Origin of the sequence: Acetivibrio cellulolyticus CD2, from assembly GCF_000179595.2 — a bacterium.
GTDB classification, from domain to species: domain Bacteria; phylum Bacillota; class Clostridia; order Acetivibrionales; family Acetivibrionaceae; genus Acetivibrio; species Acetivibrio cellulolyticus.
In genome coordinates this window covers 1,196,526-1,222,766 of record NZ_JH556653.1, presented here as the reverse complement: position 1 = coordinate 1,222,766, position 26,241 = coordinate 1,196,526, and the positions used below count along the sequence as shown (strand labels likewise).

Genomic DNA, 26,241 nt, shown 5'->3' with positions numbered 1-26,241 from the left:
TACATTTCCCCTAGGTATCTTACAATATTGTAAGGAATAGATTTTTTTACTCGACCTTTATATTTGCTGTATCCAGCTTGATTTTTACGAGAGTTCCCTTGCAAACGTCCGATTCAATGGAGATAGAGTGCGACAACTTCGTTAAAATACGCTTGCATAGATATAATCCTATTCCTGTAGATTTTTTATCCGTTCTTCCATTGTATCCTGTAAATCCTTTTTCAAACACACGGGGCAAGTCTTCCGGCTGAATGCCGATGCCGGTATCCTCAATAACAAGGGTTTTACTGTTTGGGCAATCCATATATATAGATATTCTGCCTTCATGAGTATATTTGAGCGCATTAGATAAAATTTGCTCAATAACGAATAAGAGCCACTTTTCATCTGTCAGTACTTCACAGTCAAACTCTGATAAGTCAAGGCTTATTTTCTTCTGTATGAACAGCTTTGCATATTTACGGACAGCTTGCCTTACAATATCATCAAGCTTGTAACGTTTGAGAATAAAGTCGGTTGATGTGCTGTCAAGCCGCAGGTACTGAAGCACCATTTCTACATACTGCTCAATTTTAAAAAGCTCAGAGGAGAGCTCGTTATTCTGTCCGTTATCTGCTGACTGCAGCAATAAGCGCATGGCTGCAATGGGAGTTTTAATCTGATGTGCCCAAAGTGTATAATAATCTACCATATTGGTTCTTGCACTGTCTGCTTTTGAAACAAGCTGCATTTTGTCCTGATGAACTATTTTAAGCAGGTTCTGATAATCAAGTTCCAACAAATTACCCGCAGTAGGAAGTGAATCAATTGAAAGAGTAATACTCTCTTCAAGTTTACAGAGCAGATGATGCTTATTGGAATATTGCCAGAAATCAAACCCTGTAAATATTATTCCAAGGCATGTACATAGCAAAGCTGCATAGGCAATGGGTTCTGAAGGTAAATTATAAAGTATGGAAACAACTGCAAAAATAATAATAAAAAGACAGAATAGCAAGATAACTTTTGACTTGTTTTTCAAATATGCAAATAATAATCTCATAGCATTACACCATATATCCTATACCTTTTTTAGTTGAGATAAAGTCACAAAGTCCTGCGTCCTCGAGTTTCTTTCTAAGCCGAGTCACATTGACAGTAAGTGTATTGTCGTCGATAAAACTATCGGTTTCCCAAAGCTTTGTCATAATGGTATCTCGGGATACAACTTTGTCTTTGTTTTCAATGAGGACTTGAAGAATCTTATATTCATTTTTAGTAAGATCAATTTTTTTGTCATTATAAGAAAGTGTTGTATCGCTAGTGTTTAGAATTACACCTTTGTGTTCAAGCAGATTTGTTTGACCAGCGAAATCATAGGTACGGCGAAGCATTGCCTGAACCTTTGCAGTCAGCACGCTCAAATCAAACGGTTTGGAGATGAAGTCGTCCCCACCCATGTTTACAGCCATAACAATATTCATGTTGTCGGAGGCTGAGGATATAAATATGATGGGTACCTTTGACAGCTTTCGTATTTCACTGCACCAGTGATAGCCATTATAAAATGGCAGGGATATATCGAGCAAAACAAGCTCCGGATTGTATGAAACGAACTCAGTCATCACATTGCGAAAATCCGTAACACATTTAGCATCATAATTCCATGTTTCAATAGTATTCTTAATTGCCTTTGCAATTACTGCATCATCTTCAATAATTAAGATCTTATACATGTTTTTTTTCCCGCCCAAGTTCTTATTTTGCTTTTTTCGAACTAAGTAAAAGAGGCAAAACCAAAAGGAGTCAAATGCCCTTTTGGTTTTGTTAGATTGATTTTCATAAATATATCATAGATTAATGGAAAACTCAAGGAACTGCCTTTTTAAGGTGTGTAGGTATATATTGACAGATGCTGGCTAATATGATAAACTACCTTTAATCTCTTTGCACTGCATTTAATCTACAGTACAATCTGATCAGGCGATGAATGCGAATTCATGGTGCCGGGCTGCTTCAAATAGCGGCAGTGGGTGAGTGATACACACATCTACGGGACAGTAGTATGTCCTGATGGTGTGTTTTTTTATGCCTACAGGACCTACCAGCAATGGGATACCGGAAGCGTGAAATAATAAAACACTATCTTTATCTGCCGGTGATGATTTCACTGTTTGGTTCAATAATTGGTTTAGGAGCAGGTTTACTGCTGATTGAGCCGTTTCAGAATTTAATAACTGTGGAATACAATGTCCCGAAGACTCAGTTTTCTATTCGAGGGTATGATATTATACTGGTAATACTTTTGCCTGTGATTCTTAATGCAATGTCGGCACTAATGGTTGTCAAAAAAGCATTGAAAATCAATATTGTAGCACTGCTCAAAGCCAATGGCGGTAAAGAAAAAAGGAATATATTTTTAAAGGCTGTTCCTCACAAAAAGGGTCCGTTCAAACTGCGTTTTAAGTTAAAAGAAATATTTTCAAACATTCCGAGAAGCTTTTTAATGCTCGCGGGAATAACGGCTGCTTCAATGTTTTTGATGACAGGATTTCTGTTTTACAGTTGTGTAAATTTTGTTGTAGAAAACAACTTCAATGCTGTGTTTGGCTATGATTACCAATATGTATTCAATAAGCTTCAAACAGAAAATTTAACAGATGGTGAGCCCTTTATGATTTCCAGCTTTGAATATACGTCAAAGGGTGAAACTATAGGCCTTGAAATAAACGGTGTGCCTGAAAATCCAAAGTTTGTGAAGCTTCGCAATAAGGATGGCGAGATTATTCCAGCAGACAAAACCGTAATTACTTCGAGTGTTGCAAAACGGCTTAAACTCGAAAAGGGAGATACAATTACAGTCAAGAATGTTTCAAATATGAAAAGCTATGTTTTAACTATCGATGAAATATGCAACATTAAATTCAGCGAGTATGTTTATATGCCGATGAAGAAACTTAATAAAATGCTGGATTTGCCAGAAACCGCTTATGTTGGACTTTACTCGGATAAACTGTTGGACGTTGATGACAACATTGTTGAGAAACTGTTGACGGTTGAGGACAGTAAAGCAGGACTTGAAGCATCCATCAGTTCCTTTAGTTCATTATTATACCTTCTTGCCGCCTTTGCTGCGATAATTGGAATTATTATAGTGTATATTGTTACAGTAATGCTAATTGAGGAGAACCGAAAAAATATATCGATGCTAAAGGTAATGGGATATCGCAACAGGGAAATTTCGAGGCTGCTGATTAATTCAACATCTATACTTGTTTGGGCAGGCTTTTTTCTGGCTGTACCTGTTACAATTTGGCTTATACAGGTTTTTCTTGATCTCCTGACTAAAACAATGTTTTATGATTTTACCACAAGTCTTGCGTGGTGGCAGGCATTGATTTCCTTAGTGTTTATTCTGGCGGTTTATTATATTACACTGTTTTTTACCAGAAATAAGGCCCTTAATATAAATATGGCAGAAAGCCTTAAAGCAAGAGAATAAAAATTTTTATCTTGATTCAAACATTTTATATTTTTGAAGGTGCAACGATTTTTGCGCTAGCAAAATATCGAACTGATTTATGCCAGGGCCTTATGGTTTACTCCATAAGGCCCTGTATAATATTTACAGGCATTAGAAATAATAGACAGTAAAATCAAATTGTAAGAAGAGTAAAATCTGATGCTATTTCCGCATGCTACCAGAGCGATCCACTTATTAGAGGATTGGTTAAAGAAAACTTTTGGATCCCTGAAATCTTTTATTCCTGGATTCTTAATCACAGGGTTATTTTTATACTTTATCCAACTGCGGCCATTATCATTACTGTATGCAATACTTTGAACTTCCAAATTATTTAATGGGCATTTATAAAACTAAAGCCACTATTGAAATAATACACTAATATACGAAATTTTTATCGCAAATTTGAGATTTATTTATTATATATTTTAGAATGTATTCAAATTGCTTTAAAATAAAACTACAAAGTATTTTTCGGAATTGTCTTTGAATTTATTTAGATATGCTGCTAAAATTTTTGAAGATAGTATTGAAATTGGAAAGGATTAGTGATAGAATTATTATCGAACAGATGTTCGACAATAATTCTATCTATTCTATTAAGTAGGAGGGGTCTTATGAGCGATATAATAGCGTATTGCGGTTTATTATGTAATGAGTGTCCTGCATATAAAGCTACTGTACATAATGATAATGAATTAAGGGAAATGACTGCTAAAGAGTGGAGAAAGATGTTTAATCCGGACATTAAGGCTGAAGACGTAAATTGCCTTGGGTGTAAGTCGGATTTGGTTTTTGGGTATTGCAAAACATGCGATATAAGAGCTTGTTCATCAGGCAAATCGCTTGATACATGCGCAGGCTGTGCTTCATATGGATGTGATAAACTAGAAGAAATGCTGCAGTATGCCCCTAATGCAAAGGAAAGACTTGATAAATTAAGAGTTTGAGCTGTTACTTTAGAAATATAATTTTATAGCTATGGAGGTTTTGTATGAAGCTTGAAATGGGTGTTAATAAGCCAGATGTATTAGTAGAACAGTGGCCAGGGAATTACAGCGTTTTTTCCTGGATGGAATTTGTTACAGCAATACCACAGCCTATTTTCCTAATCTCAACATTAAAGGAAAATAACAGGCCCAACGCGTGCCTTCATGCGTGGTCTACATTTACGGGAGAGGGAGATAATTTTTTCTGCATTATTTCGATTCTTAAAAGTCAACATACCTATACAAATATATTAAGGACAGGGGAATTTTGCATAGGTTTTCCTGACAACACACTTATTGAAAAGTGCCGGGAAACAGTTAAAAATAATAGTGAAGATGATGATGAGATTACCAAATCCGGTTTTACAGTTGAAACTGCTGCAGAAATATCAGCTCCAAGAATCAAGGAATGCTTCCTGTCTATTGAATGCGGTTTAGAATGGGAAAAGGAGCTTTTTGAAAACAGCCAGTGGGCTTTGATATGCGGAAGGGTGAAACATATGGCCATGGATGAGGAACGTCTCAAAGCAGGTGCAGAAGGGCGATATGGAAAGAACGGATATTTTTATAATATTCATTCGCCAAAGAATCCGATTGATGGATCTGGAGTGGAAGATGGAATTGGTGTAATTCAGGTTTTGTAACTATGAAATAAATCCTTCAAATATATATACAGTATTAATCCCGCGAAGTCATATTGTTTGTGATTTCGCGGACTTTTTATATAGGGGGATATTTATTCGGCCTCTCTAATATCGTAATATATTTTTATTATAGTATTACATAAGGACATGCTATACTTAATAAGAAAAACTTATGACACATGGAGTTATTAATGGAATCAAAAATTTTAGATAGTAAATCTTTCTATAAAATGGCATTTGCTCTTGTAATGCCAATGGCACTTCAGAACCTAATCAACGTAGGAATAAACTCAATTGATGTACTTATGCTTGGTAAAGTTGGTGAAACTGTACTTTCCGGGGCATCCCTTGCAAGTCAGGTCCAATTCATCATGAATCTTATTTTCTTCGGGTTAACTTCTGGAGCTGCTGTTCTGACAGCCCAATATTGGGGCAAAGGTGACACAAAAAGCATAGAAAAGATTCTTGGAATTTGTATGAGATTCTCAATACTTGTGGCAATATTTTTTACTGCTGTTGCATTATTATTTCCCTCGCAGACTATGAGAATTTTTACTTCAGAAGAGCCCGTAATTGCTGAGGGTGTAAAATACCTGCGTATAATTGCCTTTTCGTACTTATTGACCTCAATTACAATGATTTATTTGAACGTAATGAGAAGTATGGAGAAAGTAGTAGTTTCGACAGTTATATATTTAATTTCATTAATCATAAATTTAATTGTCGCTTCGATTTTGATTTTCGGGTTATTCGGTATTCCCCAAATGGGAATACAAGGTGCGGCCATTGCTACTCTTACCTCGAGATGTGTTGAACTGATATGTGTTATAGTTTATGCAAAAAAGTTCAACAAAACGGTGCACTTTAACCCTACAAAATTGTTTATCAAGGACAAGCTCTTATTCAAGGATTTTATGATCTACTCGATACCAGTTACTATCAACGAGCTTATGTGGGGAGCTGGTGTTGCTATGAACTCAGTTGTCATAGGTCATTTAGGCAGCTCAGTTGTTTCAGCAAATTCAGTTGCACAGATTACCAGGCAGCTCGCAACGGTTATAGCATTCGGTATCGCCAACGCAACTGCAATTACAATTGGAAAGACAATTGGGGAAAACAACATCGAGGCAGCTAAAGTATATGCCAAGCGATTTATAAAGCTCAGTATAGCAGCAGGTTCATTCGGAGCATTAGTTATTCTTGCAATAAGGCCGATGTTAATGTCGGTTCTCAGTATAAGTGATATAACCCGGGGGAATTTGTCTGTGATGATGTTTGTAATGTCCTATTTTGTTATTGCACAGGCCTTCAATACGGTCCTTATTGTTGGAGTATTTCGTGGTGGCGGTGATACCAAGTTTGGTTTAGTGCTCGATGTTACAACTATGTGGGGTGGCTCTATACTTTTTGGTGCATTAGCTGCATTTGTTTTCAAATGGAGTGTTCCAGCGGTATACATCATTTTGATGAGTGATGAGATAATAAAAATCCCTCTTTCATTTATGAGATATAAACAGAAAAAATGGCTTAACAATGTAACAAGGTAACGGCTGATTATGCCTTGATTTAAAACATTTTATTTGGTAAAATTTTCTTCTAAGATCGCAATAATTATATTTTTATTTCACCTCTTTTGAACAAAGTGAAAGAGGCACAAGAAGGGGCATAAGTATCTCCGATTACTTCAAAACGAGTTTTAGCTTTGACTATGAAAGAAGGAAGTGGTAAGCTTTATTAATGTGGAAGGTATAGGCAGCTGGAAATTATTTTTCGAACGATATGAAAAGTACGGGGGGAAACCTTATATGAATTTTACAAGCAAAAAGACAATTCTTTTCGATCTTGACGGAACAATAACAGATTCCGGGGAGGGAATAGTAAATTCCATAGAATATGCTTTGAAGGCTTATGGGATAAGTGATTATGATAGAAGTCATTTATATACGTACCTTGGACCACCGTTGATAGATACTTTTAAGAATGGATTTGGATTTGATGAACTTACGGCTATAGAGGCAGTCGAAAAATTCAGGGAATATTTCAAAGATATTGGAATTTTTGAAAACAAACTATATAATGGTATTGAATTACTGCTTAAACGTCTTAAGGAAAGCGAAAGAAAAATAATACTTGCGACTTCAAAAGCAGAAGTGTTTGCAGTAAGGATTCTGGAGCATTTTAAGATTGCAGATTACTTTGATGTAGTTGTAGGAAGCGAATTGGATGGAACTCGCCTGAGGAAAAGTGAAGTTATTCGTTATGCATTAGGTAAGGCTGGTATAACCGAATTAAGCAGCGTAGTAATGATTGGAGACCGCAAGGAAGATATTATCGGTGCAAAGGAAACAGGCATAGAATCAATTGGTGTGTTATATGGTTATGGAAGCTTTGAAGAACTTGAAAAGGCTGGGACTTCTATGATTGTAGAAACAATTGATGAGCTTGGGAAAACGTTGATGGGCTTGGAAAACTGAAATTGGAATTGTTAAGAGAGCTCAATTACTGGTGCCCAGTAACAGAATTCGTTTCTAGAGATCCTTTAGTATTACACATTTGTCCAATTAACGGAGGTTAAGGCAGTGAGCAAAAATATATTATTTGATTTTGATGGAACAATTGTACATTCTGAACAATTAGTCATTACTTTGTATAATGAATTGGCGGATGGAAAAAGTCTTAAAAAGATTGGTGTTGAAGATGTTGAGCGTCTAAGGAGTTATTCACTTATAGAGAAATGCAAAATGATTGGAATTCCGGTTTATAAAATTCCTAAAATGTATGTTGAGGCGAAGAAAATCTATAGAAATCATGTAAGCTCATTAGTTCTGAAAGATGGGGTATTGGATTTATTACATAACTTGAAGAATAAAGGCTTCAGGCTGGATATTCTTTCATCTAATGATGAGGGTGTTATTAGTGAGTTTGTTAAGTCAAGAAATATTGATTTATTTGATCATATTTATTCATCAAATAATTTGTTCGGAAAGCATCATGCTATAAATCGTTATATAAAAAAGCATGATTTATCCGCGGATGACATATGGTATATAGGAGACGAAGTAAGGGATATAGTTTCATGCAAGAAAGCCAATGTTAAAGTAATTGCTGTAGCATGGGGTTATGACTCGGAACAAATACTGGCGGAGGAAAAGCCGAATTTTTTGGCTAGGAAACCGCATGAAATTCTGGATATTGTATTGGGTTCAAAAGCTGTTTGACAAAGAATAGAAAGATATGTTATATTGATTTTGAAGTGAGGCCATGAAGGTTTCAAAGCAGTTTTTCCAACTAAGAATAATGTGACCCATGAAGGGCTAAGTGCTAAACTATCCTTTTATGGGCTGTTTTATTTTTGAGGCTCAAATTCGCTCGAGGTGGAGCATTATAATATTGAATAGGATTTGGTTTATAATATGTCCGGTATAACAAGCTCATTATACAATATGAGGCTTCTAGATGATTTGGCTCGGAAAGAAAGCTCTATACATAGGATTCATCCACTCATAAAACTATTGACCACAGTTGTTTATTTGACTGTGGTTGTCTCATTTGGAAAATATGAAGTTGGAAGGCTCTTGCCTTTTATGTTCTATCCGGTAATTATCTTTGCACTTGCAGAATTACCTGTTGTTCCAATCATAAAAAGGATATTGATTGTTGAACCTTTAATAATCGGAATTGGGATATTAAACCCTTTGTTCGATAGTCATTTAGTTGTTTTTTGCGGGTTTGCTTTTTCAAGGGGTTGGGTTACTTTCATGTCTATCTTTATAAAAAGCGGACTAACAGTGACCGTTGGTATTTTACTGATTGCAACCACAGGGATGGATAAGCTGGCTGCAGCGTTGCGCATGCTCAAAATACCCAAACTTTTTGTATTGCAGCTTTTATTGACTTACAGGTACGTCTATGTATTTATTGAAGAGGTTTCGAGGATGGTAAGGGCGTACTCGCTGAGAGCACCTGGACAAAAAGGTATTAAACTGGGTGATTTGGGACCTTTCCTTGGACAATTGATTCTAAGGACTTTTGATAGAGCGCAGCGGATTTATGAAGCTATGATTCTGAGAGGATTTACAGGTGAGTATAATACAGGGATTACAGAAAAAGCAGGAGTTAACGATTTTGCTTATTTGATAGGCTGGAGTTTGTTTTTTGTTATGGCAAGAATTTATGATATCCCTAAGCTTATAGGTGTATTGTTTACAGGAGTGATTTAATAGATGAGTCATCATAAACTTGAAGTAAGAAACTTAAATTTTGCATATCCCGATGGACAGGTTGCAGTGAAGGATATATCGTTTACGATTCGCCATGGAGAATCGGTGGGGATTATCGGTGCTAATGGTGCAGGAAAATCTACTCTTCTTATGCTGATAATGGGTGTCCTGTTTCCAAAGGCAGGAGAGGTTTTAGTTGGGGATGTTCACGTGACAAAGAAGACAATACCCATGATACGCCAGAGATTGGGAATGGTTTTTCAAAATCCGGATGACCAGTTGTTTATGACAACTGTGTATGATGATGTAGCCTTCGGACCACGGAATTACAAGCTTGATGAAAAGGAAGTTGAAAACCGGGTAAATGAGGCCTTGGAATTGGTAGGTATAGCTCACTTGAAAGATAGGGCATCTTTTAAATTGTCTGGTGGAGAAAAACGCTCAGCAGCAATTGCAGCCGTTCTATCCATGCAGCCGGATGTATTGATAATGGACGAACCAACGGCAGCCCTTGATCCAAAATCAAGGCGCAGAGTTATAAACCTGCTGAAAAGCTTTGAGCATACGAAGATAATTACCAGTCATGATCTGGATATGGTGTTTGAAACATGTAAGAGAGTTATTGTAGTTAATGAAGGTGAGATTGCAGCAGATGGAACAGTGGGTGAGATTCTGCAAAACTCAGAGTTGCTGGACAGCTGCGGACTGGAAGTGCCTCTTTCACTGAAAGATTGTCCTGTATGCGGAGCTTCAAAGAGATGAGTGTAATACGCAATTTACTTGTAATGCTTTTAAAGTTATAATATAAAGTAAAAGACAATGAGGGGAAGTGAATTTGTGGATTCGGAAATGAGTGGAAATGTAAAAGTAAATATAAAATATACATTGAAAGATATTAGAGATTTTTGCTTTACAAAAGTATATGGAAGTGTGTTTAGAAAGATCTTTTTAGCTCTTATGGCCCTGATGATTTTTGCAGGTGCTGTTTGCATGCTTGCTTTTTTTATTTTTAGCCCCGATCCGGGGTTTATGGTTGTGTTTGCGATGTTTTCCATTTTATATCTGCTTATTATTTTAGTTATTGTAATGATGCCATTTTTTACGAGCTACCTGATCCTAAGAAATAATTTTAAAAAAGGTAAAGCCTGGCAAAGTTTATCATCTGTTGAATTTTCAAAAGAAGAATTCACTGTGTCAGCTATAGATGGGGTAGCTTTCCATTCTTGGAATGAGATCTATAAAGTTCAGGAAATGAGGCCCTGTATTCTGATTTATTTATCTTTTGCAAAATACTATATAATCCCAAAAAGATGTCTTGCTTCTCAGGAGCAGTTGGAGGAACTCCGGAACATTTTGCAAAGTAGTGTTCAAAAAAGTAAGTTGAAGCTTAAGAAGTATAAACTGACAAAGTCTTGTCCTGATTTTGAAGAGACGGAAAATGGGAAGGTGAATGCAACCGCAACTGAGTTGATTGAGGATGATTGTAGCGAGAGTCCTGAACTTGTATTGGAGTATTCGCTTGAAAAAAGTGATTTGTTGTATATTAATTTTATGGTGTTTTATACAAGACCACTCGGTATTATTGTGTCATTGTTGGGCGCGTTTGTAACTTGTAATTGTGTAATGCGTTTTAGAAAAATTACTTATCCAGATCTCATTTCTATATTATCCGGGCTGGTTTTCATTGCCTTTATTCCAGTAATGCTTATTATTAATTCACATAGATCATTTAATACTGACCCCTCAATAAAAAAGCTTTCAGAGCTTAAAGTGTATAAAGACTTTTATCAAATTGATCATCCTTCGGGCAGATCACGTGTTAAATGGGTGGATCTGGTGAAAATTAAAGAGACTAAAGCTCATTTCTTATTGTATGTATCTCCACAATTTATCCATGTGATTCCTAAAAGGATTTTTGAGGGGAGAGAAAACGATTTACAGAAATTGAAGGGTATTTTGAATAGTAAATAACGTATATGGCTTTTTCTTATAAGACAGTTGAAAAATCCACGATGGTATGGCACTAGAGGTTATGCTGCGGATAAATGGCTAGAATGAAACACTAAGTTTAATAAGTTAGTGCATATTTATATAAAAACGAATGAAATATAATAATAGGAGTACATAGAATATATGAAAAGTAAGAAAAGAAGATCAAGTTGGTCATGGTATGCTGTTAAACTGCTGTATGAAAGTACCATAACAGGTGAAGCAAACAAAGAAAAAATAGATAACCATTTTAGTAATGAATTCAAGCTGTATGAAGAACGAATTGTTGTTATAAGGGCTCAGTCTTCTGATCATGCGTATAAGAAAGCTGATGAAGAGGCAGTAAAAGATGAAATGGAATACAAAAATCCCTATGATCAATTAGTTAAATGCAGATTTGTTAATTCATTAAATTGTCAGGAGTTATTTGACAATGAAATAAAAACTGGAACAGAAATTTATTCAAGGTTATTTAAGGTGCCAATTGGAGAGAAAATAGAAAAAGTCATAGAAACATATTGCCCTGAAACATTGCCTCCAAAAGAGAATAAAACACCTTTTTATAATTTCCTTATTAATGAATAGAAAAATTAGAGTATCTAAAACCATTTTATGACCACGAGTTTAAAAGGCAGAATTAGAAATAAAAAAATGGGGGAATCTTTGTGGAAACAGAAGTTATTAAACCAAGCAAAATATTTTATGTTGTGTCAGGAGTAATTTTAGTTATAGGAATTATTTTGTTTGTGATTATCTTGATATCAGGTATTTTTTCAAGTGTAGATAAAATAAACAATCAGGTTATTGTACCGGGAACAAAGATAATTGAATTAAAAGAAACTGGTAAGTACAGCATATATTTTGAGTATAGAAGTGTTATTGATGGAAAAGTATTTGAGACAAATAATATAAGTGGCTTGATGTGTTCCTTAAGAAATGCTGAAACAGAGGAATTAATAAAGCTTGACAACTCTTCAGTAAATTCCAATTATTCAGTTAATGGCCGGGAAGGTAAACGTATATTTGAATTTGCCATTAATGAACCAGGGAAATATGAATTGAAAGCTTGGTATGAAGAAGGGGAAGGCGAAGAGGCTGTTCTGGCAATTGGCAAAGGATTTGGTATGACGTTAGTACGTACCATTGTAGTAAGCTTAGGTACACTTTTTATAAGTTTTGGAGCTTCGTTTGCTATTTTTATAATCACATTAGTCAAAAGGAAAAAAGCTAAAAGTGATATTTTAGCGAGATTGTAGAAAAAGTTGTGTATGAATGATAGGAAATACTCCTTTTTGGTAGTAATTGACAATATAAACCAGAGAGGAGATTTTTTATGGGAGCGTTACCAAAAGAAGTAGTACAGGAAATAATTAAGGGAAATAATGGCAGTGTAACAGATATTATCTATAACCATACTTTTATTTTCATCGCTGAAATCCCATGGATTCATCATCCAACACCCATAGTTCCATTTATCCATTTATTATTATCAGTTTTTTCATATATACTCACCTTAACTAAGTATCAAATGCGTTATCAATTCTCTCTTCTTAGTACAGCAACGCTTTCCACATTAATAGGAAAAACGAAGTAGATTGTTTATTTATATAATAACTTAAAATCGTTTCTTTCCATTAACTTATTAAATTCTTCATAATACTCTAATTCATACAGACATTCAGGATCTAATTCAATAGCTTTTTTTATGTTTTCCATTGCAGTATCTTGTTTGTTTTGAGCAGCTAAACATTTTGCCTTTTCCAAATAGGCCAAAGCATCTTTGGCATCAATCTGAATAATTTTTTCGTAATACTTTAATGCTCCATCATAGTCCTTTTTACTCTCGATAAGAATGTCTGCTATAGAATAAAGAGGTTGTGTATCACTAGCATCTAAACTATAATATTTTTTATTTTCCTGAATTGCAGTATCATATTGTTTTAATTTTTTATAAGCATCAATAATGTAATATCTTATACTCTCTTCTCCATCCGGTTTCAATTCTGCATATTTCTTAAAGTTTTCAATTGCTTTTGTGTATTCTTTTTTGTCGTAAAAAGCATAAGCTTTACCATAATACGCCCAATATGCATTTTCGCTTGAAACATTCTTTTCTAAAGCTTTATCATAACATGTAATTGCCTCATCATATTTTTTTAGCCCCCGAAGAGCATCGCCTACGTTAATATATTCGTAATCTGCATTTGGTAATAATTGCAGTGCTTTATCGCCAAAATACTTTGAAATCTTATACTTTCCAATTCTATGATAGCCCCAACACAAATTATTTAATGCTGTATCATATTTTGGATTTATTCTTACTACATCTTGCAGAATATACAAACCTTCTTCCTCTTTATTCTTATCAATAAGATCATAAGCGATGTTATTCATCGCTTCAACATCATATTTCCCCTTATTAACAAGTACTGTGATTTTTTCAAATGCATCATCATACTTTTCTTTCTTAATAAGCTCGTTTATTTGATCTGTTTGTTTTTTGCTATCGTACTTTTTTGTGATGTTTGGAATCATACAGCCTTGTAAAACAAGCCCAAGAAGAATAATTAATAATATAAGTCTGGTATTTTTCATTTATACGTCACCGCCATTCTATTTATTACTTATAATATCATATCGTTAATTTGCTTGTCATTTCGAATATTAAACTTTTTATGTATAACAGGAGGTAAAACACCTTTACCTTGTGGCACCATAGTATGCCAACGAGCTGCGTAAAAAGTTAATTGAAAGCAAAATTATTCCGTTTAGCAGGATTTGTAATAAAGACGAAATAGACTTAAACGAAATGACAAATGATTTTGCACAATAAATGTATTTACATTAATATTCTTTAAATGAAGAGTTTATGTAATTACGAATAAATGAATATAATTGAACCTGCTCTTGTTTGTTTTAAATAAGATGAGGAATAAGTGCTACTGATCGCCAAACGCACTATTTATACCGGATTTGCCGAAATACTGAAGAAGTTGTTTTATAACAGGATCCTTTACTTTATCGTAAAAGACTCTGTACTGGGCTTCCTTTTCAGTATAGCCAGGTATGTGCTTTTGAAGCAGCAGTAATGATTTGTACATAAGGGCCAGGTCATCATTTTTCCCTTCTAATAACAATTCTGCTTCAGCGGGTTTGTTTTCGTTAATAGATCTGAAGAATTCAGTGTAATCGGTTGTGTCTATTTGCAGATATTTTTTGACGAGTGGCTTATAGTCGGCGTAAAATGACCCATTGTCAATATAGGAAGCAGCTGTTTCGGTCATAAGTTCTGTTTTGTTTTTGAGAATATACAGCATGAGTAAATTATCTCCCCCATTACTAGAGCTATTATAGAACTGTCTGTATGATTCTTCAGCTTTTTTGAAATTGCCCATGTATCCATAAATGTCACCAATATCCCGAAATTTGTATGGACTGTTGAGAGTTTCAAACAATGCTAATGCATCGGTGTATCTTGATTCATCAATGTATAAATGTGCCAATGTAGAATTAATATCATAAGCACCTTTAATTTTCTTTTGAAGCATCTCAAAATAAGGCATTGCTTTTTTGTAATCTGCATTTTTCATCTCATATTTTACATTATCATATTCCCAACCATTAAAGTAGAGTTTTGCTAACACCTTCAAAGAATGGAGATCCTGATTGGAAGATACACTTTTCTCATAGAGTTTGATTGCCTCTTCGAACTTATAGTTTAAAAGCATTTGGTCAGCTTTGCTGAAAGAATTAGCGGATACATGTACAGTATTTTTATGTTTGTTTGGATAAAGCCCGTCGCTGTCAAAGAGAGTATTTCCGTTTTTGTCGTAAAAGCTTGCATTATATACATAATCTCCAGTGTGGTAAAATGGCTCAAACATTTCATATGGATCGATTCCACTACTCATTCCACTACTGATGGATGCTCCTGTGTTCATAGCAAGGTATCGTTGTTCAGGGATGTTCAGTATATATTCCTCAGTATAGATTTTCTCGGAGTAAAAACTATTATTCTTGATAGTTCGCGTGTTATCCAATTCTTGCAGTTCACTCATCTGAATGCAATAGGACTCTGCACCTTGCGGAATTTTTACATGGAATCGGAGCTTTCCGTTGCCTTCATCCTGCAACTGGACCAGATTATCGGTATCAAGAAAACGGATTTCTTCTGAAATACTTGTATTGCCGGTAAATTGCATGGAATAATAGTTTTTTAGCAGCAATGCCTTGCCATGAACACGTTGCCAGTCCACGTACACACTTATTCCCAAAACTCCATCCGGTACATTATCTATGCGGAAATTGCCATCTGCATCTGTCAAGGAGGCACATTTTACACCGATATGATTGCCTAGTATGGAGCTGCTATGTCCTCGGAATGTAACATCTTTAAGGTATACAAGTACATATGGAGCTGCTTTGCCATCAATTGATACTTTACCGCTGAAGGAATTATTGTTGGGTTTTAATTTAGCATTTATATCAATTAAATTCGAGTAGGTGTTAAACGAGTTATCTAACTCGAGAAATGGACTTAGAATCGCATTATCCAGTTGTTTTGTTTGGGCATACCATTCAGAGGAATCAAAATCTGCTTTTTTAAACTCCTCATAGTTTCCTTTCACAAAGCTGTAATATGCATAAAGTTCCTGTTTAATAACTGTATACCTGTCCTTTGTATTTAAACTTTTCTTTAATACCTCAAAGCCTTTATCAACGTTACCCAGTCCCATATACATTGCAGCCTTGTGAAGTTCGGCTATGGCCCCAAGATTTGTTCCATCGACATAACTGAGACTATCCAATAGGTTAATGGCATTATCTCCATAACCTGCCATATAGTTGATCAATGCAACATATATGGTATATTCAGCTAAAGTTGCATCTTTATCTGCAACGCTTGCAATACGTTTATATTGCATGTTAACCTTGTCTGCGCTATCGGCCCATATGTACACGCTGCCAGATGTAATATTGTTGTCTTCCAGTATGAGCTTGTTGAAATATGTGAATTTCTTCTCACCAATCAGCAGCTCAAGCTTTCTTTGGGCTGACTTGATGGCAGAGTGGGAAAATGAGTTGGCTTCTGATGCTCTGTCATAATATACGTAAGCTTTGTCTACATTTCCAGTAATTTCACATATTCTACCCAATATATATGAGACCTGACCATGGAGGAGGGTTACTGAAGTAAATATGGCAAACACAGATAATAAAATGATAATTAGATATTTAACTTTAATTTTTATATATGTCATATAATGCTCCTCCGTTTTGGTTCCCTGAAACTTCTATCTGGCTCTTTTGGATGTCTTCATTTGAAATTCCTGTGGCATCAAAGCTAATGTATATCAAACCTGATAAAACGATAAACAATACAGCAAATAAAGGTTTTACAGGAATTCTTAATTCTGTGTTCAAAATCAAGTGTATGCGATTCATTAAAGAAGAATATTTTGTACTTTTTCCAGAAGGCACACTTTTTTTAGCGTCATTTTTGAGAACTTCGGCAGAGAATAGCTGGCGGTTAGAAACTTCATCCAGCACATTCTTTTTAAGTTTTTCTCCAAATTCAATTTCGTTAAGTTCCGAATCCAATTTATGCCTGAAAGGAATATTACTCATTGCAAAAATCCTCCTGTAGTATACTTTTCAACCTGTCCCGGCCTCTTTTTAATTTGCTTTTGATTGTACCCTCAGGTTTGCACAGTATCTTTGATATTTCTGTTATTGGCAAATCATTGTAATAATAAAGAAGAAGGGCCTCCCTGGTACCTGTGTCCAGCTTTTTTAGTGCTCCGGACAGGCTGAGACGAACAGGTGCGGACTCAATGGCATCAGGATTGCTATTGGAGGATCTGTCCGGTTCAGCAGTAAGGATATTACGCCTGAACCATGCTTTTCTTTGCTTTTGTCGACATTCGTTTATCAGTATCTTACACAGATATGTTTTGATTCCGGCCTCACCTCTGTAATTGTCATAGCTGGTATAAAAATTGATAAACGTTTCTTGTACTGCATCTTCTGCAAGTTTAAGGTCCTTAAGCATGATGCTGGCCATACGAAGCAGCATGGTAGAGTAGGTATTCATCAGAGCTTCCAGATTTATCATGTCATTTGTACTGAGATATGTATCCTCAATGCTCTTTGAATTAATATATTCAATTTTTGCATCTATTCCGCTATTCAAAATGCTCATCTTAGCCTCCTCATATATAGATGCGGTAGCTTAACAAATGGTTGCAGCTAAAAAAATTTTTTTGTGTTCATAATTCTGTAAAAGTAACTTGGCAAAGTAATGGTAAAAGGATACAAAAAATCCGATAAACCCGTTACAATTTTTATGCCAATAAAAGGGGGTGTATCAGATATGAATTACGAACAAGGCAGGAAGTAAAAATATGGCCGAAGTTATATTTTCAGGATTCCTAAGCATTATGATTTATTTTGACTTCACTCTGATTTCTATTAAACCCTTTATATCATTTAAAGTCTCTTTATGTTTGACCTCTATCATCAGCCATCTTCCCATGGCCGAAAAAGCTGTGTTTTGATAGAGTTCCTTTACATAGGCTGAAAACATTCCTGCCTCTATTGCTAACTCCACTTCATTCTCTTCCTTTGCTCCTACTACAACCAAAGCGATAAAGTAATTTGGCATCGGATATAGTGTACATAGAGACTTGCTGTTTTTCTTGTACTTCAAATTCCAACCCGGTTGCGCGGAGCATTTGCTGTAGTCCAATTGAGGTTTAGCCTTATATGTTTGCTCAATATATGAAAGCAGTTCATCCCAAATAGGTTTTGCATACCCAATATAAGCTCTTATATCTTCAAAAGAAGGGATATGGTCTGCATCAAATAATTCATGCAATTTCATAAGCAACCTCCAAATTTATTGTTATAGTTAATTTATTACACATATTGTATCTTGTCAACTAATTCCAAAAGATAGAGGCACTGACAAATGGGGTGATTATGAAGAAGTTAATTTAATGTATTTCTAGCATAAAAGATTAAAAGTATGATACAATTTTTGTTAAGGAGGATGATTAATTTGATAAAACCCGCTATAATCTGTATTAGAATTGCTTCAATTATTTATTTTTTAATAGCTGTTTTATTAGTCGTTTTTGGATTTTTTCTCAAAGAAGATTTGCTAATATTTATTTTATATTCCGTTTTTATTCTACCCATGGTGTTTTGGTGTGAAATTACAATTTTGGGACTTAAAAAGACAAAGTATTGGGCTTGGGTGTCATCAATAATAATGTTTGCGATTTTTATACCATCTTTATTTATAATAATGGGTATTATTGGAATAAAAACAATGTTAAGTGAACCAGTGAGAAATCAATTTTTCGGAATAAAAGAACAACAATCAAATATGAGCAATAGTATATTTATTAACACTGATTATAAACATGTTAAAAAAGAGGAACAATCCATTGAGGAATACATAGAAAGTAACGCTGCATTAAAAAGGTATCTTGACTCTAGCAAAGAAGGGAAAAAATAATAGCAGGATATTTAAAACTTAAATGCACCTCCGAATATTGGCTTTGCGTCTAATATTTGGAGGTGCCTTTACCCTGGGTGGTTTGATTTTAGAATAGAGTCCTAAAGCTTGTGCTACTTATTCAGCAGGGCTGAATGTTACTTCTCCTGTGTTGATATCATATTTTGCTCCAACTACTACAACTTTCTTTTCTTCTTCCAACTCCTTGATAATAGAGCTTTTTTTAATTTCATTTAAAGAATTTTTAATATTTTCATTTTCACATTCTTCATAAAATTTATCCTTACCTACACCTGAAGATTTAACCTTTTCAAGTGAGATATTGATCTTGTCAACAATGTTTCCAATATTGCCGGGAGCTTCTCCACCTCCATCTACTGTGGCTTTTACTGCACCACAGCTTTCGTGGCCTAAAACAACTATAACCGGCGTTTTTAAGTGTTCAGCACCATATTCGATACTTCCAAGGGTTACAGGGTCTATAACATTTCCTGCATTCCTTACAACGAAAATATCCCCAAGTGCCTGATCAAATATTATTTCCGGCGGGACACGGGAATCAGAACAGCTGACTATAGTAGCAAATGGATGCTGTCCTTCGGTTACCAACTCTTCACGTTTTTTACTGCTCAAATCATCGTTTAATACGTTTCCGGAAATATACCTTTGATTACCTTCAACTAATAATTTCTTGGCGTCTTCAAAAGTTGAAACTGTTTCAGGCCTTGCGTAAACTTTGCTCGAAGTATTATCTACAGTCGATGAAGCAGTAGAACTGCAGCCAGCACAGGTTGTTAATAGTGCTGCCAAAGATATAATTCCTACAAATTTGTAAAACTTAGTTTTCATCATCGTTTGCCTCCTAAAATAGTAAATATAATGTTATAAAACTCTATTCTATAAATAAACACTAAGAAGACCATAAAAATAGCAAATTTTAGAATAATATATAGCAAGTTTAGAAAAAAGTCAAACAATTCTTATTACTTTGTCAGCTTCTGAAGCAGGAATATTATAATATATATAGGAAAAAGGGCATTGATATTTATATAGAAGAATGGAGATATAAAGAAGGCTGCGGCACTTTACTCCACAGCCAGAACTATTACCTTTTTTGTATCGGAAATTGTATTTCGGTTATATAATCATCTGGATTTGCGGTGCTGTCAACACCCTGAAGATAAACTTCACGTTCAGGTGCGATTATACTATAATTATTATCTTCAATCCATTTCATGATAGCACTGTAAGCAAGGTTCAAAGTTTCGTATGGACCTTTGTGAACTACACAAGCTGCCATATCAATTGGAGGTAAGTCTCGAACCTTTATGTTGTCTGTTGACGGTATGTCGTGATCAATGATTTCAAAGACTTCTGCATCAATTCCTTCACTTTTCTCGTGGCTATGGTAGGATACAAAACAGCCAGGCAGGATATTGACTTTATATTTACTTATATGGCTTCCGAGTTCTCCCCATAGATGAGACTGATCACCATAATCTTTAATTATTTTTCTTACTGAAGCGACCTTCATACTGCTTATTGACTTTATGGAAACATCATACATAACATTGCCCTCCTGTTCAAATAGTTTTATTAGACTGTTTACCTTATCAATTCGAGCCAATTCCTGATTGATAGCTGTCTGTATCTGACTTTTGCGTGACTTGAGGATACCAAGCATTTCTTCGGATGAGAGGTTGTTTTTAGTGAGCTCGGATATCTCTGTTAAAGAGAACCCCAGATCTTTCAAAGCAAGTATACGGTTAAGAGTATGAATTTGCTGAGCCGAATAATAACGGTATCCCGAAAAATTATCAACTTTGTATGGAGTTAACAACTTTAATCTTTCATAGTGGCGAAGAGTTTTTACCGTGACACGGTTAAGTCGTGCAAATTCACCAATCTTAAACAAACTATCACATCCTTAAATTCTTTTTGAAGGCCTCCATAGATATAGTAAACCTTGACCTAGCAGGAGAGTCAATATATAACTTTGAAGATTTTATAGTACTAATTATATACGATAAAGACGAAAATAAAAACTTTCTTTGAACCAGTGGAGATCTGTAGTAAAATAAATATAATGTTATGGTTCACTAATATAACTGATGAAATTAATAATTATCCAACTGAATAGGTGTTCCGATAATATTGTAAAATAATAAAGCATTCCTGAACGTCCGATAATATTTTGGAGGCTATTTATGGTTATAAGTAAGAGAGTCAATATAAAAAGATATCAAGAGATTATAACCGTTTTTGCAAAACACGGTTTTGGGCTTGTAATTGACCAGCTTGGCATTTTTGAATACTTAAAAATGAGAAAACGTGGTACTGAAGTAGAGTCGGTTAATTCTAAGCGCTCAATAGGCGAAAGGCTTAGGATTTCTTTGGAAGAGCTTGGCCCAACTTTTGTAAAAGTCGGGCAGATATTGAGCACACGAGCAGATATTGTTCCTCATGGTATTGTTGAGGAACTGAAAAAGCTGCAGAATTCTGTTCAGCCATTTTCCTTTAACGAAGTGAAAACATTGATTGAAAGTGAATTTGAAGATGTACTTGAAAATATCTATATGGAATTTTCACAGGTACCGATTGCCTCTGCATCTATTTCACAGGTTCATTATGCAGTATTGAAAAATGGAGAAAAGGTTGCAGTAAAGGTCCAAAGGCCTGGAATAGAAAGAATTATAAGCCACGACTTAAATATTCTAAAAGATTTAGCTCATTTCGTTGACAACCACACAAAGTTTGGTAAAATATACGATTTCAGCAGTATGGTAAATGATTTTGAACGCACACTTAAAAATGAATTGGACTTTACCAAAGAAGGTGAAAACGCGGATACCTTCAGGGAAAACTTCACCAAAGATGAAGGCATTAAGGTTCCTGAAGTAAAGTGGACATACACTTCACGTCGTGTCTTAACGATGGAGTACATTGAAGGTATAGGTATAGATGACCATAGAGCACTGGAAAAAGCAGGTGTCGACAAAAGAGAAACAGCTGAAAAGATTGCTGCATCAATATGCAATCAGATATTAAGAGATGGTTTTTTTCATGCAGATCCTCATCCCGGTAATATTAAAGTTTTACCGGATGGTACAATCGTATTTTTGGACTTGGGAATGGTAGGACGCGTAAGTGAATCGCGCAGAAAGACTATTTCAAAGTTCTTTGTAGGTGTTGCCAACAAAGATACCAGAATGGTGGCCAGAGCTATTATGGAGCTTGATGCAATGTCTGAAAAGAAGAATATCAGAAAGTTTGAGCAAGATATAGATATAATGATTGACAAATACCTTACTTTGCCATGGAGCAGGATTAATATAGGGGAACTGCTTTATGAGGTATTTAATATTGCGTTCTTAAACGGAATAAGATTACCTCGTGAGTTTACTTTATTAGCCAAGTCACTTGCAACCATTCAGAGCTTATTAGAAAAACTGGCTCCTGAACTTAATACTCTAGAGGTAGCAAAACCTATCGCTAAAAAATTGGTAATTCAGTCCTATTCAATAAAAAATATAAGCAAAACTTTTAAGAAAAATATCTACGCGTATAAGGATTTGATCGGTGAGCTCCCTTTTTATATTCAGAACCTATTGGAAAAAGCAGAGGATGGAGATTTAACTGTTCAGCTACGTATAAAAGATATTGATAGAGTCCAAAAACGTTTTGACAGAGCTTTAAACAGAATATCCTTCAGTGTGATATTACTTTCAGTAAGTATCATTATTACGGGTATTATTATAGGCTCGAGTCAAAATGCAGTTGAAGGCAGTGAAATGTATCTAATGAATCTCACTGCTCTAAAAATTGGATTAGTAGTAGCATTCTCCATAATTATAGGTGTTGTTATATCAATGCTTAGATCGGACCGTTTAAAGTAATGATAGCCTAAGATTACAAATTAGTAATGCTAAAGTTTACTAGGTCTTTTTTACAAATTCTTTTCTGCATTTAGGACAGGTTATCTTTATTTTGCCTTTACCTTTAGGAAGTCGTAAGGTTGCTTTGCAATTGGGACAGGAAAAGTGTCTGTGGGTTTTTGAATCCTTGATGCGGTTCTGTGCTTTTTTAAACCATGATTGTAAACGAGTCATAAGCATTATGAATTTATAGTTTTCTGCTCTTCGCTTAACTGTATTTTTTGAGAGTACTCTATAAATACAAATAACCAATACAATAAAACCTGCATACTTGAAAAACACTAGTTTGAACAAATTAGCCATTAATGTCAACAGTAGCGCGATTATAAGCAAAAAAACAGAAAGTCTGTCTGAACCGTTTCTTCCCGTCATAAATTTTCTTAACCAGTTTATTTTAAATCACTCCATTTCGTTTATTATAAAGATCAAGGGACCGTTGCAAACAGCACCTACCATTATTATAATGGTTAAGATGATTTGGCAACAGTCCCTTAAAACTATTTCTTAATTGAGCGGGTTATTAACTTTACCAATTCCACTATCGGGATAATTGCAACAGCCAAAGCAATTGATGCAAATAAGTCAATACCTGAGAGTGGGGTAAGCTTGAAGATTGTGTTTAATCCCGGTATATATATTACACATAACGATAATACAAAGGATAATATCATTGCGCCAAACAAATATTTGTTTCGGGTTTTTAGTGCGAAAATAGATTTTGTCATTGACCTTAGATTCAGTGCTTGAAAAACTTCACAGGTGGTCATTGTCATAAACGCCATTGTCATTCCTGTAACATTTGAAACTTTGTTGCCAATAAAGAAAGATATTAAAGTCAAAGCTGCAATGGCAACACCCTGATAAATAACACTAAAACCAAGTCCGTTTGAAAATATTCCTTCTTTCGTACTGCGCGGAGGCTTCATCATGACGTCATTTTCCGCTTCTTCCATACCTAGTGAGATAGCCGGAAGTGTATCAGTAATAAGGTTTATCCATAAAACATGTATCGGTGAAAACAGCTTGAAATTCATTACTGTTGCTATAAACAGGGCAATAACTTCGCTTAAGTTTGAGGATAGGAGGAATTGTATTGCCTTGCGGATATTATCATATATTCTGCGCCCTTCCTCAACAGCATAAACAATAGATGCAAAATTATCGTCAGCCAGTACCATATCAGATACGTTCTTAGTAACGTCTGTTCCTGTAATTCCCATACCAATACCTATATCTGCAGATTTAAGAGCAGGCGCATCATTAACCCCGTCACCAGTCATGGCAGTAACCTTGCCTTGCTTTTTCCATGCTGTAACTATACGCACCTTGTGCTCTGGCTGTACACGGGCGTATACCGAGTAATTATGAATTTTCTTTTCAAATTCATGATCCGGTATCTCGGACAATTCTGCTCCAGTAATAGCCTGGTTTGCATTGGTTATAATACCTAATTCTTTTGCAATGGCAACAGCAGTGTCTATGTGATCACCAGTAATCATTATTGGACGTATTCCCGCTTGACGACATTTTTCAATAGCCACTTTAACTTCAGGACGTATAGGGTCAATCATCCCTGTTAGCCCTATAAATGTTAAGTTTTTCTCAAGGCTTTCGGGGGAGATTTTTTCCGGTATGGAATCTGTTTGTTTCAAAGCTGATGCCAATACACGTAGAGCCTTGTTTGCCATTTTTTTGTTTTCTGCCATAATAGCTGATTTATGAGCATCAGTTAAAGGTATAGCACCATCTTTAGTGAGAATATGCGTACAGGCTTTTAAAAGTTCGTCTGGTGCTCCTTTGGTATATTGAATAAATTTACCGTTAGGCTCCTTATGGACTGTTGACATCATCTTACGGACAGAATCAAAAGGTGCTTCTGCAACACGAGGCATATTTTTTACAAGATCAGTTTTGTTCTGTCCTTCCTTGTAAGCATACCGTACAAGTGCACTTTCTGTAGGCTCTCCGATAACTTCATCGCCTTTCCCAGTAAGAGAAGCATCATTACACAGAGCCATAGATATTGCAAGTTGCTCAGGATTACCAAGGGTATAAGATTCAACAACTGTCATCTTATTCTGAGTCAAGGTACCCGTTTTATCAGAACATATTACCTGTGTACATCCTAAAGTTTCAACAGCTGTAAGTTTTCTGATGATGGAATTGCGTTTGGACATTTTTGTAACACCAATTGACAGAACAACTGTAACGACTGCTACCAATCCTTCAGGAATTGCAGCTACTGCAAGGCTTATTGCCATCAAAAAGGTATCAAACACTTCTCCGCCTCTAAATACTCCAAAAGCAAATATGAATACACAGATTCCAAGTACTCCTACACTCAATACTTTACTTAATGAAGACAGCTTTTGCTGCAGAGGAGTTTTTTCATCTCCTGCATTGGAAATAATATTTGCTATTTTGCCCATTTCTGTCGACATACCAGTAGCAACTACAACCCCTTCGCCACGGCCGTAAACTACATTGGTGCCCATATAAGCCATGTTGACACGGTCGCCAAGCGGAATATCCTTATCATTTGCAGGGATAACAAGATCAGTTTTCTCAGAAGGTACGGATTCTCCTGTAAGGGATGCTTCCTCAATTTTAAAACTCGATGCTTCAATTATTCTCATATCAGCAGGAATAGAATCACCTGCCTCTAAAAGAATAACGTCCCCTGGTACGATTTCATCTGATTTTACTTGCATAACCTGACCGTTTCTTCTGACTTTAGTAAATGGAGACGACATCTTCTGCAGCGCTTCAATAGCCTTTTCGGCTTTTCCTTCCTGCACAACGCCCAAAATTGAATTTACCACAACAACTATCATTATAATAACTGCATCTGCTATTTCTCCGAGTGCACCCGAGACAACTGCTGCTGCAATAAGTACAATGATCATAGGGTCTTTTAATTGCTCCAAAAATTTTACTAATACAGATTTCTTTTTTCCTTCATCAAGCTTATTTCTTCCGTATTTCTCAAGCCGTTCTTGTGCTTTCGACGAATCGATACCGTTTTTTGAAGTTTCCTGCGATTTAAAAACTGCTTCAATTTCCTCAAAATAATGTTTCATTTGACAATTCCCTTCCATATTAATTTGATATATTATAGTTTAATAGTATGCTTTTTTTGCATACAAACTATTATAATTTGGTGCGTATCAACGCTAACCTTTACAAATAATTTAACATGTTATAAGATGATAAAAAACCAATAATCGAAATTAAGTGTCCTATTTTTACACATATAATTGCAAGTGAGATGTTTTAGGACAGATTTAAAGAAATGTCCGTATTTCCTTGATTTGATTTGAAAAAATTAGGTGGCGAACGTTTTATGTTTGAGTAGGGCTAAATGCCACTGGGACTTTTGCTGCAGCTTATGGCTGAGTTAGGATGTGAATGAAAATGTCAAAACCGGAACTTACAAAACA

25 protein-coding genes and 1 riboswitch are annotated in these 26,241 nt (G+C 35.3%); of the genes, 14 read left to right on the top strand and 11 right to left on the bottom strand.

Going from position 1 to position 26,241, the window contains the following annotated elements; translation table 11 throughout:
• Window positions 1-46 precede the first annotated feature (46 nt).
• Both ACECE_RS0207460 and ACECE_RS0207455 read right to left on the bottom strand, forming a co-directional pair.
• Window positions 47-1,042, bottom strand: a complete 996-nt coding sequence (locus ACECE_RS0207460) for a sensor histidine kinase (protein WP_010246245.1) — start codon at window positions 1,040-1,042, stop codon at window positions 47-49.
• A 4-nt stretch (window positions 1,043-1,046) separates the two neighbouring features.
• Window positions 1,047-1,715 (bottom strand): response regulator transcription factor, encoded by a 669-nt coding sequence (locus tag ACECE_RS0207455; protein WP_010246240.1) that lies wholly within the window; start codon window positions 1,713-1,715, stop codon window positions 1,047-1,049.
• Window positions 1,716-1,944: 229 nt separating this feature from the next.
• A riboswitch (NiCo riboswitch) is annotated at window positions 1,945-2,042 on the top strand.
• Window positions 2,043-2,089: 47 nt separating this feature from the next.
• Between ACECE_RS0207455 and ACECE_RS0207450 the strand changes: the two genes are divergently transcribed.
• Complete coding sequence (locus ACECE_RS0207450; protein ID WP_010246237.1) at window positions 2,090-3,481, top strand: ABC transporter permease; 1,392 nt, start codon at window positions 2,090-2,092, stop codon at window positions 3,479-3,481.
• A 77-nt stretch (window positions 3,482-3,558) separates the two neighbouring features.
• On the opposite strand, the gene ACECE_RS32310 is transcribed toward ACECE_RS0207450, so the two are convergent.
• Window positions 3,559-3,831: a glycoside hydrolase family protein gene (locus tag ACECE_RS32310; protein WP_026073740.1), complete on the bottom strand. Its 273-nt coding sequence runs from the start codon at window positions 3,829-3,831 to the stop codon at window positions 3,559-3,561.
• Between the two features lie 288 nt (window positions 3,832-4,119).
• On the opposite strand from ACECE_RS32310, the gene ACECE_RS0207440 reads away from it, so the two are divergent.
• From ACECE_RS0207440 to ACECE_RS0207390, 11 genes are all read left to right on the top strand, one after another.
• Window positions 4,120-4,452, top strand: a complete 333-nt coding sequence (locus ACECE_RS0207440; RefSeq protein ID WP_010246233.1) for a DUF3795 domain-containing protein — start codon at window positions 4,120-4,122, stop codon at window positions 4,450-4,452.
• 44 nt (window positions 4,453-4,496) lie between these two features.
• Window positions 4,497-5,135 (top strand): flavin reductase family protein, encoded by a 639-nt coding sequence (locus ACECE_RS0207435; protein ID WP_010246230.1) that lies wholly within the window; start codon window positions 4,497-4,499, stop codon window positions 5,133-5,135.
• A 191-nt stretch (window positions 5,136-5,326) separates the two neighbouring features.
• Complete coding sequence (locus tag ACECE_RS0207430; RefSeq protein WP_010246227.1) at window positions 5,327-6,682, top strand: MATE family efflux transporter; 1,356 nt, start codon at window positions 5,327-5,329, stop codon at window positions 6,680-6,682.
• A gap of 258 nt (window positions 6,683-6,940) precedes the next feature.
• Window positions 6,941-7,609: an HAD hydrolase-like protein gene (locus ACECE_RS0207425; protein ID WP_010246224.1), complete on the top strand. Its 669-nt coding sequence runs from the start codon at window positions 6,941-6,943 to the stop codon at window positions 7,607-7,609.
• Window positions 7,610-7,714: 105 nt separating this feature from the next.
• Entirely contained in the window at window positions 7,715-8,353 is a 639-nt protein-coding gene (locus ACECE_RS0207420; RefSeq protein WP_010246221.1) for an HAD-IA family hydrolase, read from the top strand.
• Between the two features lie 195 nt (window positions 8,354-8,548).
• Complete coding sequence (gene cbiQ / locus ACECE_RS0207415) at window positions 8,549-9,355, top strand: cobalt ECF transporter T component CbiQ (protein ID WP_010246218.1); 807 nt, start codon at window positions 8,549-8,551, stop codon at window positions 9,353-9,355.
• Between the two features lie 3 nt (window positions 9,356-9,358).
• The gene (locus tag ACECE_RS0207410) at window positions 9,359-10,117 is read left to right on the top strand and encodes an energy-coupling factor ABC transporter ATP-binding protein (protein WP_010246215.1); all 759 of its coding nucleotides are present in this window, start codon (window positions 9,359-9,361) and stop codon (window positions 10,115-10,117) included.
• Between the two features lie 75 nt (window positions 10,118-10,192).
• Entirely contained in the window at window positions 10,193-11,326 is a 1,134-nt protein-coding gene (locus ACECE_RS0207405; protein ID WP_010246212.1) for a YcxB family protein, read from the top strand.
• A 162-nt stretch (window positions 11,327-11,488) separates the two neighbouring features.
• Complete coding sequence (locus tag ACECE_RS26925) at window positions 11,489-11,929, top strand: DUF4288 domain-containing protein (RefSeq protein WP_010246209.1); 441 nt, start codon at window positions 11,489-11,491, stop codon at window positions 11,927-11,929.
• A gap of 80 nt (window positions 11,930-12,009) precedes the next feature.
• Window positions 12,010-12,600: a hypothetical protein gene (locus ACECE_RS0207395; protein ID WP_010246206.1), complete on the top strand. Its 591-nt coding sequence runs from the start codon at window positions 12,010-12,012 to the stop codon at window positions 12,598-12,600.
• Window positions 12,601-12,677: 77 nt separating this feature from the next.
• Window positions 12,678-12,938 carry a hypothetical protein gene (locus ACECE_RS0207390; RefSeq protein WP_010246203.1) on the top strand — a complete coding sequence of 87 codons (261 nt, stop codon included), beginning with the start codon at window positions 12,678-12,680 and terminating at the stop codon, window positions 12,936-12,938.
• A 5-nt stretch (window positions 12,939-12,943) separates the two neighbouring features.
• Here ACECE_RS0207390 and ACECE_RS0207385 read toward each other — a convergent pair whose 3' ends face one another.
• From ACECE_RS0207385 to ACECE_RS0207365, 5 genes are all read right to left on the bottom strand, one after another.
• Entirely contained in the window at window positions 12,944-13,939 is a 996-nt protein-coding gene (locus tag ACECE_RS0207385; RefSeq protein ID WP_010246200.1) for a tetratricopeptide repeat protein, read from the bottom strand.
• Between the two features lie 344 nt (window positions 13,940-14,283).
• Window positions 14,284-16,605, bottom strand: a complete 2,322-nt coding sequence (locus ACECE_RS0207380) for a tetratricopeptide repeat protein (RefSeq protein WP_010246197.1) — start codon at window positions 16,603-16,605, stop codon at window positions 14,284-14,286.
• The gene (locus tag ACECE_RS0207375) at window positions 16,586-16,972 is read right to left on the bottom strand and encodes a hypothetical protein (protein WP_010246194.1); all 387 of its coding nucleotides are present in this window, start codon (window positions 16,970-16,972) and stop codon (window positions 16,586-16,588) included. The genes ACECE_RS0207380 and ACECE_RS0207375 overlap by 20 nt, the downstream gene beginning before the upstream one ends.
• On the bottom strand, window positions 16,965-17,546 hold the full coding sequence (locus tag ACECE_RS0207370; protein ID WP_010246191.1) for an RNA polymerase sigma factor: 582 nt from the start codon (window positions 17,544-17,546) through the stop codon (window positions 16,965-16,967). The genes ACECE_RS0207375 and ACECE_RS0207370 overlap by 8 nt, the downstream gene beginning before the upstream one ends.
• Window positions 17,547-17,789: 243 nt before the next feature.
• Window positions 17,790-18,227, bottom strand: a complete 438-nt coding sequence (locus tag ACECE_RS0207365; RefSeq protein ID WP_010246188.1) for a DUF3788 domain-containing protein — start codon at window positions 18,225-18,227, stop codon at window positions 17,790-17,792.
• A 168-nt stretch (window positions 18,228-18,395) separates the two neighbouring features.
• Here ACECE_RS0207365 and ACECE_RS0207360 point away from each other — a divergent pair, with 168 nt between their 5' ends.
• Window positions 18,396-18,866: a hypothetical protein gene (locus ACECE_RS0207360; RefSeq protein WP_205410165.1), complete on the top strand. Its 471-nt coding sequence runs from the start codon at window positions 18,396-18,398 to the stop codon at window positions 18,864-18,866.
• A gap of 117 nt (window positions 18,867-18,983) precedes the next feature.
• Here the strand turns inward: ACECE_RS0207360 and ACECE_RS0207355 are convergent, their stop codons facing one another.
• Window positions 18,984-19,718, bottom strand: coding sequence for a carbonic anhydrase (locus ACECE_RS0207355; protein ID WP_026073737.1), 735 nt, complete (start codon window positions 19,716-19,718; stop codon window positions 18,984-18,986).
• A gap of 253 nt (window positions 19,719-19,971) precedes the next feature.
• Window positions 19,972-20,781, bottom strand: a complete 810-nt coding sequence (locus tag ACECE_RS0207350; RefSeq protein ID WP_010246179.1) for a MerR family transcriptional regulator — start codon at window positions 20,779-20,781, stop codon at window positions 19,972-19,974.
• 292 nt (window positions 20,782-21,073) lie between these two features.
• Between ACECE_RS0207350 and ubiB the strand changes: the two genes are divergently transcribed.
• Window positions 21,074-22,762: a 2-polyprenylphenol 6-hydroxylase gene (gene ubiB / locus ACECE_RS0207345; protein ID WP_010246176.1), complete on the top strand. Its 1,689-nt coding sequence runs from the start codon at window positions 21,074-21,076 to the stop codon at window positions 22,760-22,762.
• Between the two features lie 536 nt (window positions 22,763-23,298).
• Here ubiB and ACECE_RS0207335 read toward each other — a convergent pair.
• Window positions 23,299-25,881, bottom strand: a complete 2,583-nt coding sequence (locus tag ACECE_RS0207335; protein ID WP_010246171.1) for a calcium-translocating P-type ATPase, PMCA-type — start codon at window positions 25,879-25,881, stop codon at window positions 23,299-23,301.
• Window positions 25,882-26,241 lie beyond the last annotated feature (360 nt).

Coding starts and splice junctions, on each gene's coding strand:
- ACECE_RS0207360 (WP_205410165.1), top strand. CDS start 18,396: ATGATTAATTTGATAAAACCCGCTATAATCTGTATTAGAATTGCTTCA.
- cbiQ (WP_010246218.1), top strand. CDS start 8,549: ATGTCCGGTATAACAAGCTCATTATACAATATGAGGCTTCTAGATGAT.
- ACECE_RS0207435 (WP_010246230.1), top strand. CDS start 4,497: ATGAAGCTTGAAATGGGTGTTAATAAGCCAGATGTATTAGTAGAACAG.
- ACECE_RS0207375 (WP_010246194.1), bottom strand. CDS start 16,972: ATGAGTAATATTCCTTTCAGGCATAAATTGGATTCGGAACTTAACGAA.
- ACECE_RS0207390 (WP_010246203.1), top strand. CDS start 12,678: ATGGGAGCGTTACCAAAAGAAGTAGTACAGGAAATAATTAAGGGAAAT.
- ACECE_RS0207455 (WP_010246240.1), bottom strand. CDS start 1,715: ATGTATAAGATCTTAATTATTGAAGATGATGCAGTAATTGCAAAGGCA.
- ACECE_RS26925 (WP_010246209.1), top strand. CDS start 11,489: ATGAAAAGTAAGAAAAGAAGATCAAGTTGGTCATGGTATGCTGTTAAA.
- ACECE_RS0207450 (WP_010246237.1), top strand. CDS start 2,090: ATGGGATACCGGAAGCGTGAAATAATAAAACACTATCTTTATCTGCCG.
- ACECE_RS0207335 (WP_010246171.1), bottom strand. CDS start 25,881: ATGAAACATTATTTTGAGGAAATTGAAGCAGTTTTTAAATCGCAGGAA.
- ACECE_RS0207385 (WP_010246200.1), bottom strand. CDS start 13,939: ATGAAAAATACCAGACTTATATTATTAATTATTCTTCTTGGGCTTGTT.
- ACECE_RS0207370 (WP_010246191.1), bottom strand. CDS start 17,546: ATGAGCATTTTGAATAGCGGAATAGATGCAAAAATTGAATATATTAAT.
- ACECE_RS0207460 (WP_010246245.1), bottom strand. CDS start 1,042: ATGAGATTATTATTTGCATATTTGAAAAACAAGTCAAAAGTTATCTTG.
- ACECE_RS0207365 (WP_010246188.1), bottom strand. CDS start 18,227: ATGAAATTGCATGAATTATTTGATGCAGACCATATCCCTTCTTTTGAA.
- ACECE_RS0207410 (WP_010246215.1), top strand. CDS start 9,359: ATGAGTCATCATAAACTTGAAGTAAGAAACTTAAATTTTGCATATCCC.
- ACECE_RS0207430 (WP_010246227.1), top strand. CDS start 5,327: ATGGAATCAAAAATTTTAGATAGTAAATCTTTCTATAAAATGGCATTT.
- ACECE_RS0207355 (WP_026073737.1), bottom strand. CDS start 19,718: ATGATGAAAACTAAGTTTTACAAATTTGTAGGAATTATATCTTTGGCA.
- ACECE_RS0207425 (WP_010246224.1), top strand. CDS start 6,941: ATGAATTTTACAAGCAAAAAGACAATTCTTTTCGATCTTGACGGAACA.
- ACECE_RS0207440 (WP_010246233.1), top strand. CDS start 4,120: ATGAGCGATATAATAGCGTATTGCGGTTTATTATGTAATGAGTGTCCT.
- ubiB (WP_010246176.1), top strand. CDS start 21,074: ATGGTTATAAGTAAGAGAGTCAATATAAAAAGATATCAAGAGATTATA.
- ACECE_RS0207380 (WP_010246197.1), bottom strand. CDS start 16,605: ATGACATATATAAAAATTAAAGTTAAATATCTAATTATCATTTTATTA.